This window comes from Listeria grayi DSM 20601, assembly GCF_000148995.1.
GTDB classification, from domain to species: Bacteria; Bacillota; Bacilli; order Lactobacillales; family Listeriaceae; genus Listeria; species Listeria grayi.
The window spans coordinates 1244392-1257911 of sequence record NZ_GL538352.1 but is presented as its reverse complement, the minus strand read 5'-3'; the positions used below and the strand labels follow the sequence as shown (position 1 = coordinate 1257911).

15 protein-coding genes are annotated in these 13520 nt (G+C 40.0%); 8 read left to right on the top strand and 7 right to left on the bottom strand.

What is annotated here, in order from left to right; translation table 11 throughout:
- Positions 1–45: 45 nt before the first annotated feature.
- Positions 46–1548 carry an IMP dehydrogenase gene (locus HMPREF0556_RS06310; RefSeq protein WP_003756648.1) on the bottom strand — a complete coding sequence of 501 codons (1503 nt, stop codon included), beginning with the start codon at positions 1546–1548 and terminating at the stop codon, positions 46–48.
- Between the two features lie 143 nt (positions 1549–1691).
- Here HMPREF0556_RS06310 and HMPREF0556_RS06305 point away from each other — a divergent pair, with 143 nt between their 5' ends.
- The 8 genes from HMPREF0556_RS06305 to HMPREF0556_RS06270 all read left to right on the top strand — a co-directional run bounded on the left by HMPREF0556_RS06305 (position 1692) and on the right by HMPREF0556_RS06270 (position 9375).
- Positions 1692–1973, top strand: a complete 282-nt coding sequence (locus HMPREF0556_RS06305) for a GNAT family N-acetyltransferase (protein WP_003756644.1) — start codon at positions 1692–1694, stop codon at positions 1971–1973.
- A gap of 146 nt (positions 1974–2119) precedes the next feature.
- Positions 2120–2533: a CidA/LrgA family protein gene (locus HMPREF0556_RS06300; RefSeq protein WP_003756642.1), complete on the top strand. Its 414-nt coding sequence runs from the start codon at positions 2120–2122 to the stop codon at positions 2531–2533.
- Entirely contained in the window at positions 2530–3201 is a 672-nt protein-coding gene (locus HMPREF0556_RS06295; RefSeq protein ID WP_003756640.1) for an LrgB family protein, read from the top strand. The genes HMPREF0556_RS06300 and HMPREF0556_RS06295 overlap by 4 nt, the downstream gene beginning before the upstream one ends.
- 321 nt (positions 3202–3522) lie before the next feature.
- Positions 3523–4953 carry a PTS mannitol transporter subunit IIBC gene (locus tag HMPREF0556_RS06290; RefSeq protein WP_003756637.1) on the top strand — a complete coding sequence of 477 codons (1431 nt, stop codon included), beginning with the start codon at positions 3523–3525 and terminating at the stop codon, positions 4951–4953.
- A 22-nt stretch (positions 4954–4975) separates the two neighbouring features.
- A complete protein-coding gene (locus HMPREF0556_RS06285) occupies positions 4976–7051 on the top strand; it encodes a BglG family transcription antiterminator (protein ID WP_003756635.1) in 2076 nt (691 codons plus the stop codon).
- 17 nt (positions 7052–7068) lie between these two features.
- Entirely contained in the window at positions 7069–7497 is a 429-nt protein-coding gene (locus HMPREF0556_RS06280) for a PTS mannitol transporter subunit IIA (RefSeq protein ID WP_003756633.1), read from the top strand.
- Positions 7497–8648: a mannitol-1-phosphate 5-dehydrogenase gene (locus tag HMPREF0556_RS06275; protein ID WP_003756632.1), complete on the top strand. Its 1152-nt coding sequence runs from the start codon at positions 7497–7499 to the stop codon at positions 8646–8648. Before HMPREF0556_RS06280 ends, HMPREF0556_RS06275 begins: the two co-directional genes overlap by 1 nt.
- 82 nt (positions 8649–8730) lie before the next feature.
- The gene (locus HMPREF0556_RS06270; RefSeq protein WP_003756630.1) at positions 8731–9375 is read left to right on the top strand and encodes a hypothetical protein; all 645 of its coding nucleotides are present in this window, start codon (positions 8731–8733) and stop codon (positions 9373–9375) included.
- 47 nt (positions 9376–9422) lie between these two features.
- On the opposite strand, the gene HMPREF0556_RS06265 is transcribed toward HMPREF0556_RS06270, so the two are convergent.
- The 6 genes from HMPREF0556_RS06265 to istB all read right to left on the bottom strand — a co-directional run bounded on the left by HMPREF0556_RS06265 (position 9423) and on the right by istB (position 13513).
- Positions 9423–9830 carry a DUF6157 family protein gene (locus tag HMPREF0556_RS06265; RefSeq protein ID WP_040486525.1) on the bottom strand — a complete coding sequence of 136 codons (408 nt, stop codon included), beginning with the start codon at positions 9828–9830 and terminating at the stop codon, positions 9423–9425.
- 146 nt (positions 9831–9976) lie between these two features.
- Positions 9977–10372 carry an arsenate reductase (thioredoxin) gene (arsC, locus tag HMPREF0556_RS06260; protein WP_003756625.1) on the bottom strand — a complete coding sequence of 132 codons (396 nt, stop codon included), beginning with the start codon at positions 10370–10372 and terminating at the stop codon, positions 9977–9979.
- A 17-nt stretch (positions 10373–10389) separates the two neighbouring features.
- Positions 10390–11679 (bottom strand): arsenite efflux transporter membrane subunit ArsB, encoded by a 1290-nt coding sequence (gene arsB / locus HMPREF0556_RS06255; RefSeq protein ID WP_000153629.1) that lies wholly within the window; start codon positions 11677–11679, stop codon positions 10390–10392.
- A complete protein-coding gene (gene arsR, locus HMPREF0556_RS06250) occupies positions 11679–11993 on the bottom strand; it encodes an As(III)-sensing metalloregulatory transcriptional repressor ArsR (RefSeq protein ID WP_000120603.1) in 315 nt (104 codons plus the stop codon). Before arsR ends, arsB begins: the two co-directional genes overlap by 1 nt.
- A 60-nt stretch (positions 11994–12053) precedes the next feature.
- Complete coding sequence (locus HMPREF0556_RS06245) at positions 12054–12653, bottom strand: recombinase family protein (protein WP_031588332.1); 600 nt, start codon at positions 12651–12653, stop codon at positions 12054–12056.
- A 104-nt stretch (positions 12654–12757) separates the two neighbouring features.
- A complete protein-coding gene (gene istB / locus HMPREF0556_RS06240; RefSeq protein ID WP_013315180.1) occupies positions 12758–13513 on the bottom strand; it encodes an IS21-like element helper ATPase IstB in 756 nt (251 codons plus the stop codon).
- Between the last annotated feature and the right edge of the window lie 7 nt (positions 13514–13520).

Below are 13520 nucleotides of genomic sequence, written 5' to 3'. Positions count from 1 at the left end.
ATGAAAAAAGAAGCAGCTATCAGTGGGCTGCTTCTTTTTTGCGGTTTATAAATTATTAGAGGTATCTTTCAATAACACATCATGCGCTCCGCCTTCTACGATCGATGTAGAGGAAACGAGTGTGATCTTTGCTTTCTGCTGCAACTCTGGAATCGAAAGAGCACCGCAGTTACACATGGTCGATTTTACTTTGCTTAGGCTGGTATTGACATTGTCTTTGAGCGAGCCAGCATAAGGGACGTAAGAATCAACGCCTTCTTCAAAGGAAAGCTTTTTGTCCCCACCGAGGTCATAACGCTGCCAGTTGCGGGCACGGTTGGAACCTTCGCCCCAATATTCTTTCATGTAAGTGCCATTTACGTTTACTTTGTTGGTCGGACTTTCATCAAAGCGAGAGAAATAGCGTCCCAACATCAAGAAATCAGCGCCCATCGCTAAAGCAAGGGTCATATGATAATCGTACACAATGCCACCGTCAGAACAGATCGGGATATAAGTACCAGTTTCTTCATAATACTCATCACGGGCTTTAGCAACATCGATCAATGCCGTAGCTTGACCGCGACCAATGCCTTTTTGTTCCCGAGTAATACAGATCGAGCCACCGCCGACACCGACTTTGATGAAATCAGCGCCTGCTTCTGCTAGAAAACGGAAGCCGTCGCGGTCAACGATATTCCCTGCGCCCACTTTCACCCGATCACCATATTGTTTGCGGATAAAATCTAATGTGATTTTCTGCCATTCGGAATGTCCTTCTGAAGAATCGATACAAAGTACATCCGCACCGGCTTCTACAAGTGCAGGCACGCGTTCTTCATAGTCACGAGTATTGATCCCTGCGCCTACCACGTAGCGTTTCGAGCTGTCCAATAATTCCAATGTGTTTTCCTTATTAGAATCATAATCTTTGCGGAAAACGATGTAAGCAAGATGTTGATCGTCGTCGATCAATGGTAGAGCATTTAGTTTATGATCCCAGATGATGTTGTTCGCTTCTTTTAACGTCGTTGTTTTATGCGCTGTCGTTAGCTTTTCAAAAGGCGTCATGAAGTCAGCAACTTTTTCTGTCAACTGCATGCGGGTGATACGGTAATCGCGGCTCGTAACGATACCAAGCAGTTTTCCTGTGGAAGTACCATCTTTGGTCACTGCGACTGTCGAATGACCGGTTTTTTCTTTTAAGTCCAACACATCTTGTAGTGTTTGATCAGGACGGATATTGGAATCGCTTAGCACGAAACCGGCTTTGTGATTTTTCACTCGGGCGACCATTGCTGCTTCTGATTCGATCGATTGGGAACCAAAAATGAAGGAAATGCCCCCTTCTTTGGCAAGTGCGATCGCCATTTCATCATCCGATACAGCCTGCATGATGGCAGATACAAGCGGGATATTCATGCTGATCTCCGGCTGCTGTCCTTTCTTGAATTTTGTTACGGGAGTTTTAAGGGCTACATTCGTAGGGACACAGTTCGTGGAAGAGTATCCAGGGACAAGCAGGAATTCACTAAAAGTACGTGATGGTTCTTCAAAATAAAATGCCATTTTTTTCACCTAACATCCTTTCTGGTTTCGATTTTAATTTATCTTTTATTATTTCAATGATTGTCTGATAAGTCAAATATCTTTTCGTTTGACTTTTACAAGAAATGGGAACCATAATATAGAAAAAGCTAGGAGGAATCGTAATGGAATTCAGAGAAGCGGCGAATAAGATCTATGTTGTAAATGATTCAGGAGAAACCATTGGGACAGCTAGTCTTAGCTTTCCAAAGCCAGATATTTTTACCATCGACAGTGTTGTAGTCGTGGAAGCAGCTAGAGGACGTGGTCTGGCAGCCAAATTGGTAGAATTATCCGTTATTCGAGCGATTCGCGAAGAAAAGAAAATCGTGCCAGTCTGTTCTTATGCAGTGGCTCAGTTTGAAAAGAGAACGGATTATCAGCTGGTAGAAGCAGCGCATCTATAAGCAGTGAGAACGAGATAAACCACAAAGCGGTCGTTAATGGACCGCTTTTTTGCTGTGACGTTATCATTTGGTAGTAATGAAAACTGTTTTCATAACACTGGATTCTGGATATAATAGAGATAGCGAAATCAAAGGAGTTTTTAAGAATGATAAAAAAATACCAAGCAACGTTTTTATTAGGGGTAAAAATGGTTGCTCAATTTGCTATTCTCATTATTTTTTATGAGCTTGGTAATGGTGTCCAGTGGCTGACCCATATCTCTATTCCAGGGAGTCTGATCGGATTGATTCTATTATTTGTTTGTCTATGTCTCCGAATCATTCCTGCTCATTGGGTAGGATCAGGTTCCAGCTTTTTACTTTCCGTTATGCCGATTCTTTTTGTACCAGTCGTGGTAGGTCTGATCAATTATGGGCCGTTATTTCTGCATCACGGCATTTTTATTTTACTAGAACTGATTATTTCCTCGATGATCATTTTTTTCACAGCAGGTTGGTTCACCCAATTGGCTGTTAAATTTTTTTATAAACGAAATCATGGGAAAGAGGGCTTAGAATGATAGAAAATAGCGCGCTCTTTCTCTTAACGATTATTCTTTTTATGATCGGTGTATGGTTTCATAAACGGAAACCATCTGTTTTCACATTGCCGCTCTTTACTGTTAGTGCAATGATGATGGTCGTATTGTTACTCGGTCATATCGACTACGAGAAATACCTGCATGCGACCCAACTTTTTAATTTCACATTAGGCCCTGCCATTGTCGCCTTTGCCTTTCCGCTTTATCAGATTCGTGGGATCGTTTGGAAATTCGCTCCCTTTGTAGTAGCTGGTTTCACCGTCGGCATTTGTATCTCGCTGACAGCAACCTACTTACTGAGTTTTGTACTGCCAATCAGTCCAGACATCGTTCATTCACTTTGGGAGAAAAATGTGACGCTTCCCGTCGCGATGAGTATTTCACAAGAAACAAACGGAAGTGTCGCGCTGACCTCGATCGCGGTGATCTTATCTGGCTGCATCGGACTTAGTTTTGGACATAAAATCATGAACTGGATGCGGATCCATCACTTTGTGGCCCGAGGTGTAGCAATGGCAGCAGCGGCGCACATCTTCGGTACGAATGCTTCAATGGCATTGAATAAAGAAGAAGGCGGAATCGCGCTGGTAACGATGGCCGGGACAGCGATCATGGCAAGTGTGATCATTCCGTTGGTTTTGCATTAAGTGTCACTCTTAAAGTAACCCTGAAATCTCCTATAGTTGATCAAAAATGAAAGAATTCCAATAATATCTTACAGTTTTACTAGTTGGCGGACAATAATTATTGTCCGTCTTTTTGTAGAGATACCAACACATTAAGTATGTTATTTTACATTTGTCCTCCCCGCTTTGGACAAAATAAGCTTTACTTTATATTGCGAAAGCGCTTGCACTGTTATTACAATATAGGAGAAGGCAGTGCCTATGAAAAATTGTATGCGCAGACGATTTTTCAAAAGATAGATCGATTTATAAAAAGGAAAACCAAAGAGGAGGAAATTTTCCATGAGTGGGGAAAAAGGTGGCATTAAAGTTAAGATCCAGCAATTCGGTAGTTTCCTAAGTGGTATGATCATGCCGAATATCGGCGCATTTATCGCTTGGGGATTGATCACAGCGATTTTCATTCCTAAAGGCTGGTGGCCAAATGCAGATATTGCAAAATTAGTAGATCCGACAATCAAATACTTATTACCAATCTTAATTGGGTATACAGGTGGTAAGTTAGTTTATGACGTACGAGGCGGGGTTGTTGGTGCGATGGCAACGATGGGTGTTATCGTCGGTACAGACATTCCAATGTTCCTTGGAGCGATGATTGTAGGTCCGCTTACAGCATGGCTGATGAAAAAAACAGACAAACTTTGGGAAGGCAAGATCAAAGCAGGATTTGAAATGCTTGTTAACAACTTCTCAGCAGGGATTTTATCCGGGATTCTAGCAATTCTTTCTCTAATCGTCATTGGTCCTGCTGTTGAGGGGCTAGATAATATTTTGGCAGCTGGTGTAGAAGGATTGATGAGTGTCCATCTACTTCCGTTAGTAAGTTTATTCGTAGAACCAGCGAAAGTACTATTTTTAAATAATGCTATCAATCATGGGGTGCTTAGTCCGATTGCGATCGATCAAGCGCATCAGGTCGGTAAATCACTCTTGTTCTTAGTAGAAGCTAACCCTGGACCAGGTCTTGGTATTCTGCTTGCGTACTCTTTCTTTGGAAAAGGTACAGCAAAACAAACTGCACCAGGAGCAATCATTATCCAGTTCCTAGGTGGTATCCATGAAATCTACTTCCCATACATCTTGATGAAACCAATTCTTATTTTGGCAGCAATGGCCGGTGGGGTAACTGGTATCGCAACACTTTCCTTATTCCATGCGGGACTTGTCGGGGTCGCATCACCAGGTAGTATCCTAGCAGTACTTGCAATGACGGCACGAACAGACTACGTTGGTGTAATCCTAGCAGTCGTGCTCGCAGCACTCGTTTCATTCCTAGTAGCTTCCTTACTGCTTAAAACATCTAAACAACCGGACACAGATCTAGCAGCAGCAGAAAGCAAAATGCACGAAATGAAGGGTAAAAAGGCAATGACACCTTCTCAAACAGCAACACCAGTAGCTGAGGTGACGGAGCAAAACACATTGCCTACTAATCCGCGATCCATCATCTTTGCTTGTGATGCAGGTATGGGATCAAGTGCGATGGGAGCAAGTGTCCTTCGCAATAAGATCAAAAAAGCAGGATTAGATATCGAAGTGAAAAATACGGCGATCTCCCAATTGCCGGATAATGCGGATATTGTCGTGACACACCAAGACCTTACTCCTCGGGCGAAAGAAAAATTACCGACAGCTTATCACGTATCTGTAGAAAATTTCCTAAACAGTTCCAAGTACGATGAGCTTGTTGAGGAACTCAAAAATAATCAGTAGTTCATTGAAGGAGAGAATATAAATGTATATGTCAGCGCGCGCCAGATTGATCATGGAGTATATCTTGACGTCAAAAGAAGCCATTACAACAAGCGCGCTAGCTGATTATATGTCTGTGAGCGAACGAACAATCAGAAGAGATCTGAAAGAGATCGAAACGACCCTGCAGGGATTCCATTTAGAACTGCAGCGCGAAAATACGATTCTCACGATTGAGGGTAATGAAGCCGATAAACAGGCTTTCAAATGGCAGTTATTAGATCTCTCTTATAACGAATATACGCCGCTAGAACGTCAGCAGTATATACTAAAAACGATTTTGAAGAGTGATGAAGCGGTAAAACTGATTGCGCTCGCAAACGATTTAGGGGTGACGGTAGCAACCGTAAGCAATGATTTAACAAAAATGGAAGAAGAACTGGATGAGTCCGTGCGAATCGAGCGGAAACGTGGCTCGGGCGTTAGGCTTATCGGCACGGAGACCGCCAAACGAACATTGCTCACGAATCTATTGGGGGAACAGTTTTCAGAAGCAAATCTATTTCGTCTGATGCAGGAACAGCCGGAGGAAGAGGGAGCAAAGCAAGCAGCTTCCGAGCGGTTGCTGCATTTGATCGACCGTAAGCTGATCCAGAAGGTCGAGAAAGTCTTACGCAACTGGCGGCAGCAATTAGAGTATCAGATCACGGATGATGCCTATATCAGTTTAGTGATCCATATCGTTATTTCGATCGATCGGATGCTTGCCGGACATTTTATTTATGAGCTACGGAATGAAAATGCAAAACGCTATCCGGAATTTCAAACAGCGAAAGAGATCATTGCCGAATGTTTGGAAATGGAAGCAGATGTTGTTCCGGACGGGGAAGCGGGACTGGTAACGATGCATATCCGCGGAGCAAAGGCGCTCCATTATGACAGCGGCGATTTTACAGGTAATGAACATATCCAAGCGGTGACCGTTGCCAAGCAGCTGATCACAAGCGTAGAAGCAAAGATCGACCGTCGTTTAGACCAACAAACGTTGCTAAAAGGTCTGACAGCACATCTAAGGCCCACACTGAGACGTTTACATGAAAATATGCGTATCCACAATCCATTAGTCAAATCGATCAAACAGGACTATCCTGAGCTGTTTGACATTGTCAAAGCAGCATTTACAGAAATTTATCAAAGCGGTAACGTCCCGGACGAAGAAATCGGATATCTTGTCCTGCATTTCGGTGCGGCGATCCTACAAGGCAATGAGGAAAAAGTTTATTCAGGCATCGTAGTCTGTGCCAGCGGGATCGGTACTTCCAGAATGTTGGTCACAAGGCTAAGGCAAGCAATTCCAGCACTGAAAAAGCTGCAGACGGTCTCGCTCTTTGAATTGCCGTTGCAAATGAAAAAAGAAAACTATGACGTGATCATTTCTACGATCGACCTTGGAAATGTCGATTTCCCCTACTTTTTCGTTTCACCAATGTTGACGGAGCGGGAAGTTTCGGAGATTGAAGTCTTTCTGAATGAAAAGCAGGCAAACTATCACCGTCATGCAGACGAAGAAGAGATCAATCGGCAGACTACGATCTTAGAAACCGTCCACCGACTGGAAAATAAACAGTATTATATTTCCACCATCATTGATCTTTTAAATAACTTCCAAGTTTCGCGGATCGAAGGAAACAGCTCGGATCTGGAAGATACACTTCGGGCATTATGTATGCGGATCATGGAAAAGGATCGAGAAATGAATGTGGAAATGCTTATCAAATCATTGCTTTCCAGAGAGAAGTGGAGCGGGTTCGGGATCACGGGAACCAATTTAGCACTCTTTCACGCCCGTAATTCCGAAGTGAAGACGCCGATTTTTCAAATTTTCCCATTAGAGAATAAAATGACTGTCCCTGCGATGGGCGGAGACAACATGGACGCAAGTACTTTTGTTGTATTACTTGCACCGGAAAAGTTCGCGCAGCAAGGGTTAGAAGTTATGAGCTATATCAGCGCGATGCTGATCGAAAGCGAACAGACGACACGCATCTTGGAATCCGCAGACAGCAGTTTGATCACAAGTTTCATCATTCAAAAGCTGAACCAGTTTCTGAATGCCTAGTATTGGAGGAATTAACCATGGAATTAAAACAAACAGACATTAAATTGAACCAAACATTTGCAGATAAAGAAGCAGCGATCCGTTTTGCAGGGGAATTATTAGTAGAACAAGGCTATGTCCAAACTGCTTATATCGAAAAAATGATCGAACGCGATGCTTTGACGTCCACTTTTATTGGGAATCAAGTAGCGATCCCGCATGGTACAGAAGGAAGCAACGAGCTGATCAATGAATCGGGGATCGTTATCATCCAGGTACCGGAAGGCGTGGATTTTGACGGAAATGAAGTGAAAGTCGTGATCGGTATTGCCGGCGCTGACGGTGAACATTTAGATGTATTGTCCAACATCGCGATCGTTTGCTCAGAAGAGGAGAATGTTGCAGAAATCATCCACGCAAAGTCTGCACAAGCAGTCATCGATCTTTTTGAAGGAAGTGACCTATAATGGCAGAGCAAGCATTGCACTTCGGCGCAGGCAACATCGGCCGTGGCTTTATCGGTCTGTTGCTTTCCAAAGCAGGTTACCAAGTCGTATTCGCAGATGTCAATGAACAATTAGTCGATGAATTGAAAAAAAGACAAAGCTATGAAGTCGTACTTGCCGACGAAGCAGAAGAAGTAATTCCTGTTTCTGGTGTAACGGCATTGCACAGTGCGAATGAAGCAGCAGCATTGATCGATACGATCGCTTCTACAAATATAGTCACTACCGCAGTTGGACCGAATGTACTGGCGATCATTGCTAAATCATTAGCGGCAGGAATCCAAAAACGCGTCGGCAATGAACATGTGTTACTTGTCATCGCTTGTGAGAATATGATCGGTGGCTCCGCATTTTTGAAAGAAAAAGTGTATGAGCAGTTAGATGATGAAACCAAGCAGTATGCCGATAAATATGTCGTTTTCCCAAATGCAGCGGTAGACCGTATCGTTCCTAATCAGACGAATGATGATCCGCTGACAGTAAAAGTAGAACCGTTTTATGAGTGGAAAGTCGAACGTCCAAAACAAGTAGCTGATCTGCCGGAAATTGATGGTCTTACTTTTGTAGATGACTTAACACCTTATATCGAACGGAAGCTCTTTACCGTCAATACCGGCCATGCTGTTACAGCGTATTTTGGTTTCATGCGTAAAATCGACTCGATCGAATCTGCCATCCATAATGAACAGATCCTGTTTGCCGTTCGCAGTGCGCTAGAAGAAACGGGTGCGCTCTTAGAACGGAAATTCCAATTCTCCCATACAGAACATCAAGCTTATATTGAAGAAATCATCAAACGTTTCAAAAACCCGAACATCTCGGACTACGTGACACGGGTAGGACGTTCGCCAATCCGCAAGATCGGGGGCGACGATCGTTTCGTGAAACCTGCCAATCAATATGTAGAAGCTTTCCATGAAACACCGAAAGCACTCATCGATGCGATCGCAGCAGCCCTTCATTTTGATAATCCCGAAGATGAAGAAGCGGTTGCCTTGCAGAAAATGATTCAAGAAGAAGGCGTAGATAAAGCAATCACAAAATATACCGGCATTGAACCATATTCCCGTTTGTTTGTGAATGTGAAAGAAGCATATGAGCAATTAGCATAAAAAAAGGCTGATCCTTAATTAGGGATCAGCCTTTTTTATTACCCGGGAAATGTTATAATAGAGAAAAAAAGGGGAGAATGGATTGAAATCACATAAAAAGAGAAAAATCGGGATAGTGGTCCTTGGAAGCATCATCATTATTATTGTTTTAGCTGCGCTGATCTACTGCAAACACATGAACTTCTGGCCATTTCAAGGAGATAAAATCGCCGGGCTTCCGGATGATCATTTAAAGGTAGCGGACAAAAAAGTGGAAGGGCCAGTTTCGCTGTTGTTTGCTTCTAGCGGAGAGATTTTATTTAATTCGAAGGCGAAATATATTTCGGCATATATCGATTATTATGAGAAGGACAAGCGGAAAAAGCATGAGCTATTGATGCAAATTGGCGTTGAAAAAGCAGGCTTGAATGGAGCTTTTGATTGGGGAATGTTTTCTAAAACGAATGATGTCATACTGCCGAGTGAAGGAAAAATAAGAATTATTAAGACAGACAGTGCTGAAACATCGAAAAGTTTCAAATTCCCTGTAATTAAATGGGGGGATAAGAACATCACAGCTTCCTCATTCAATGCTTTCTCATCTGGGAAAATCAAACTAGGTAAAAAATATATCGTCCAAACATGGACATCTGATGGGCGTGCATATGGTGAAGCAGCTGATATCTTCAGTAAGAAAGCACTGCGACACAGTAACCAAACGATTATTTTCTATATTGTTTTTAAATAATTTTACAAAAAACGAGGTCACTAATTTTAGATAGTGACCTCGTTTTTTTATCTGCGCGATTTCATACCTTTCAGCTGTTGAAGATTTTCATCTGCGAGAAAACGTGTATATGCTTCCGTTTCGGCACCATAAATCGCAATCTTCCCAGCTCCATCATAATGAAGTCCCCAGCCATATTTTTTCGGTAGCGGCGAGGCGCGGAAACATGCTTTCGGCTTAGAGAAGAATTCAGTCCGAAGGGTTGCCAACGCTTTTTCATCCGTTGTAGAAATATCATTTTTGAGCAGGTGGGTTTGAAACTGTACATCTTCTTGAGTGAACGCATAAGGATGGTCATGCAGCAGCTTATATTCCAGTGTTGCCACGGTTTCTTTCCCCCTATACTGCTCAGGCGTTTTGCTTGTTGTTACAGGAGAATCTTCGGAGATACGGATAAATGTATTAACATAACTCACAGTATTCACCTTCTTTCCTGTTTTATTTTATTATAATACAAAAGAACACATTGTAAATATGTTGTCAGTTTTGGAGTTATATGGCACAAATTTTGTTCTTTAAATGGCAAAACACCTCTTATTAACTAAATAAGAGGTGTTTATGATTATCTCAATTTAAACTTTTCTATAGCTAATTTAATCTCGTCTCTAACACGTTGGAATTCTGACCATTCTTTACCTGCTGGATCATCAAAACCCCAATGCTCTTTTTTAACGTTTGGTGGTAAAATAGGACAATTATCGTCTGCATCACTACATAACGTTACGACCAAATCTGATTGTTTTAAAATATCATTATCAATCAAGTCTGACGTATGGTTTGATATATCAATATCTACTTCTTTCATAGCTTCTATTGCTTTAGGATTAACACCATGTGTTTCAATACCAGCAGAATAGACATTCCAACCTTCACCCAATATTTCCTTTCCCCAACCTTCAGCCATTTGGCTACGACAAGAGTTTCCTGTACATATAAAATAAATTGTTTTCTTATCCATAATTAAAGCCCCTTTTCTTAAAATATGATTAGTGTAAGGTATAAACCTAAGAGTGTTACAAATAGGACTGGAATAGTGATGATAATTCCAGTTTTAAAGTATGTTCCCCACGAAATCTTCACACCTTTTTGTGTTAAGACATGTAGCCACAATAATGTTGCTAAAGAACCAATTGGCGTAATTTTAGGTCCTAAATCAGAACCTATGACATTCGCATAAACCATGCCTTCTTTTAATATTCCTGTAGCACTGGATTGGCCAATCGCTATTGCATCTATTAAAACAGTTGGCATGTTGTTCATAATCGAAGATAAGAAAGCAGCTATAAAGCCCATACCCATGATGCTGCTAAATAACCCATAATTTGAAATGTTTGTTAAAACATCCCCAAGGATCGTTGTAATACCTACATTTTTTAGTCCAAACACAACAAGATACATACCAATAGAGAATACAACGATATTCCATGGTGCACCTTTAATCACTTGTTTTGTATGAACTGCTTTAGATTTACGAGCTAATATTACAAAGATAAAAGCAATAATACCAGCAATAATTGATACAGGAATTTGGATAAACTCGCTAACAAGATATCCAACGAGTAGTACTGCTAATACTATCCATGAAAGCTTAAATAACTTAGAATCTTTAATTGCACTTTTAGGATCTGATAGATTTTCTGTATCGAACGTTTTAGGTATGGATTTTCTGAAATATAACCATAAAACGAGAATACTAGCAATCAGAGAGAATATATTAGGAATGATCATTCGGCTAAAATATTCAATAAATCCAATATCGAAGTAATCTGCAGAAACGATATTAACTAAGTTACTTACAATTAAGGGAAGTGATGTAGTATCAGCAATAAAACCACTGGCAATAATAAAGGGGAAAATCACTTTTTGATTAAATCCTAGATTCCTTACCATCGCTAATACAATAGGCGTTAAGATTAAAGCTGCACCATCATTTGCGAAAAATGCTGCTACAATTGCCCCAAGTAACATAATAAAAACAAACATTTTTAAGCCATTACCGTTTGAAGCCTTGACCATATGTATCGCAGACCATTCAAAAAAACCAATTTCATCTAATATTAATGAAATAAGAATAACAGCCACAAAAGTTAAAGTTGCATTCCAAACAATACCTGTTACTTCTAATACATCAGAAAGACTTACGACTCCTGTAATGATAGCAACAACAGCTCCAATTAAAGCTGTAATACCAATATCTAAACCTTTTGGTTGCCAAATCACAAAGGTTAAAGTTAAAAGAAAAATTACAATTGCTAAAATAGTCATCAACAGTCACCTGATTTCACATTTTTACATACACATCTTTGATTAGATGTATTAATGATGTTCAAGTTTTGGATAATATCATCTAAAATAGCATGATTAAGTTGATACCAATGTTTATTGCCGTCTTTTCGTGTTGTAACTAATTCATTATCTACTAATGACTTCATATGATGACTTAGTGTAGGTTGTGAGAATTGAAAGTGTTCTAATAAGTCACAAGCGCATAGCTCACCACAAGAAAGTAAATCTAATATTTCTAACCTACTTGGATCTGATAAAATTTTTAATATTGTTGATAGTTCTTTATAAGACATGAATAAACCTCCTAGACATTAAATAGATTAACATCTATATAGATTGTTGTCTATGTTATTTTATTTACTATTTTTTATTCTATATATAGTTTGACGTGTAATACCAACTTCTTTAGCTATAGTACTTATAGATTTACCCTGTTCAAGTAATTCAACAACTCGGTAATAAACTAAACGCTTTTGTGGGTCTTTAGCATTGGGAGAATACAGAACAGGTCTCCCTTTATATATACCTTTTTCTTTGGCGACTTGAATCCCTTGAGCTTGTCGACGTTTACTTTCATTTCTTTCTTGTTCTGAAATCATTGCTAAAATTTGAATAATTAAATCTTTCATAAATTTATCTAGTAGTGGATTTCCAATGACTTCATTCATCATAGGTAAACTCGTTATCATGAGCTGAACTTCTTTATCTTTTAAGTAATTAACTGTTTGAATTATTTCCTCGTAATTTCTTCCTAGTCTATCAATAGATTCAACAATTAAACGATCTCCCATTCTTAAAAAATTTAATACTTCTTGAAAAACAGGTCTGTTTTCTATAGATTTACCTGATTGTTTTTCTGTGAAAATTTTCTCAGCACCAAAAGATTGCAAATTTTCAATTTGCCTATCTAAATTTTGATCAATGGTCGAAACTCTTGCATAACCAACTATCATTTTTAGCACCCCTTTTTCATACACCCTAATAATACTGTCAAGGGCCATATTAAAATGTTGGTTTTAGGCCACTGAAAATGTAGGTGAAAATCGTTTAAACGTTTTTACGATTTCACCTCTTTGTTTTCGCTATAACTCTTCATTCTATAAGAGGGCCCCGTAATTTGGATCAATTTAGAGTGATGGACCAACCGGTCCAGTAGCGCGTTGGTAAGCTTCTTGTTTCCAAATATTTCGGACCACTGGGATAGTGGGATATTGGTTGTAACAATCGTAGATTTTCTTTCATACCGCATATTAATCAGCTGAAAAAGTAAGTTGGAACCTTCTTTGGAGAAAGGTAAATAGCCGACTTCGTCGATAATCAACACCGAATAACCCGAATATTTTTTTAGCATCGTTTCGCTAGTTCCGCGCTTGTGAGCGCGGATCAAACGATTCACTAATTCAGTGCTCGTAATGAACAAACAACTTAAACCACGATCGATACATTCTAATCCAATTGAAACGGCTAAATGGGTCTTTCCAACACCACTATTTCCAATAAAGAGAATATTGTCATATGTGTCTAAAAAGCGTAATGTTAATAAATCCTGCATTTCCTTCTTTTTTATCCTTGGTTGAAAATCAAAATTGAAATCATGGAGTCGTTTGTGGTAGGGGAACATTGCACGCTTTAATACCTTTTTTTGACTTTCTTTTTTACGATAACTAATTTCTTGTTGGGTGAGCTCGAATAAAGAGTCTACAAGCGATTTATCACTTTTGGCAACCTCATCTAAATGGGCAGGTAGATTTTCTTTCATGCAAGATAAATTCAATTCGTTTAGTTGATTTAACAATTGATGGTAATGGGACATCATTTCC

Bases quoted from the DNA above. Each gene is read 5' to 3' on its own strand.
- HMPREF0556_RS06275 (WP_003756632.1), top strand. From the start codon at position 7,497: ATGGCAGAGCAAGCATTGCACTTCGGCGCAGGCAACATCGGCCGTGGC.
- HMPREF0556_RS06280 (WP_003756633.1), top strand. From the start codon at position 7,069: ATGGAATTAAAACAAACAGACATTAAATTGAACCAAACATTTGCAGAT.
- HMPREF0556_RS06245 (WP_031588332.1), bottom strand. From the start codon at position 12,653: ATGATAGTTGGTTATGCAAGAGTTTCGACCATTGATCAAAATTTAGAT.
- arsC (WP_003756625.1), bottom strand. From the start codon at position 10,372: ATGGATAAGAAAACAATTTATTTTATATGTACAGGAAACTCTTGTCGT.
- istB (WP_013315180.1), bottom strand. From the start codon at position 13,513: ATGTCCCATTACCATCAATTGTTAAATCAACTAAACGAATTGAATTTA.
- HMPREF0556_RS06310 (WP_003756648.1), bottom strand. From the start codon at position 1,548: ATGGCATTTTATTTTGAAGAACCATCACGTACTTTTAGTGAATTCCTG.
- HMPREF0556_RS06305 (WP_003756644.1), top strand. From the start codon at position 1,692: ATGGAATTCAGAGAAGCGGCGAATAAGATCTATGTTGTAAATGATTCA.
- HMPREF0556_RS06285 (WP_003756635.1), top strand. From the start codon at position 4,976: ATGTATATGTCAGCGCGCGCCAGATTGATCATGGAGTATATCTTGACG.
- HMPREF0556_RS06290 (WP_003756637.1), top strand. From the start codon at position 3,523: ATGAGTGGGGAAAAAGGTGGCATTAAAGTTAAGATCCAGCAATTCGGT.
- arsR (WP_000120603.1), bottom strand. From the start codon at position 11,993: ATGTCTTATAAAGAACTATCAACAATATTAAAAATTTTATCAGATCCA.
- arsB (WP_000153629.1), bottom strand. From the start codon at position 11,679: ATGACTATTTTAGCAATTGTAATTTTTCTTTTAACTTTAACCTTTGTG.
- HMPREF0556_RS06300 (WP_003756642.1), top strand. From the start codon at position 2,120: ATGATAAAAAAATACCAAGCAACGTTTTTATTAGGGGTAAAAATGGTT.
- HMPREF0556_RS06295 (WP_003756640.1), top strand. From the start codon at position 2,530: ATGATAGAAAATAGCGCGCTCTTTCTCTTAACGATTATTCTTTTTATG.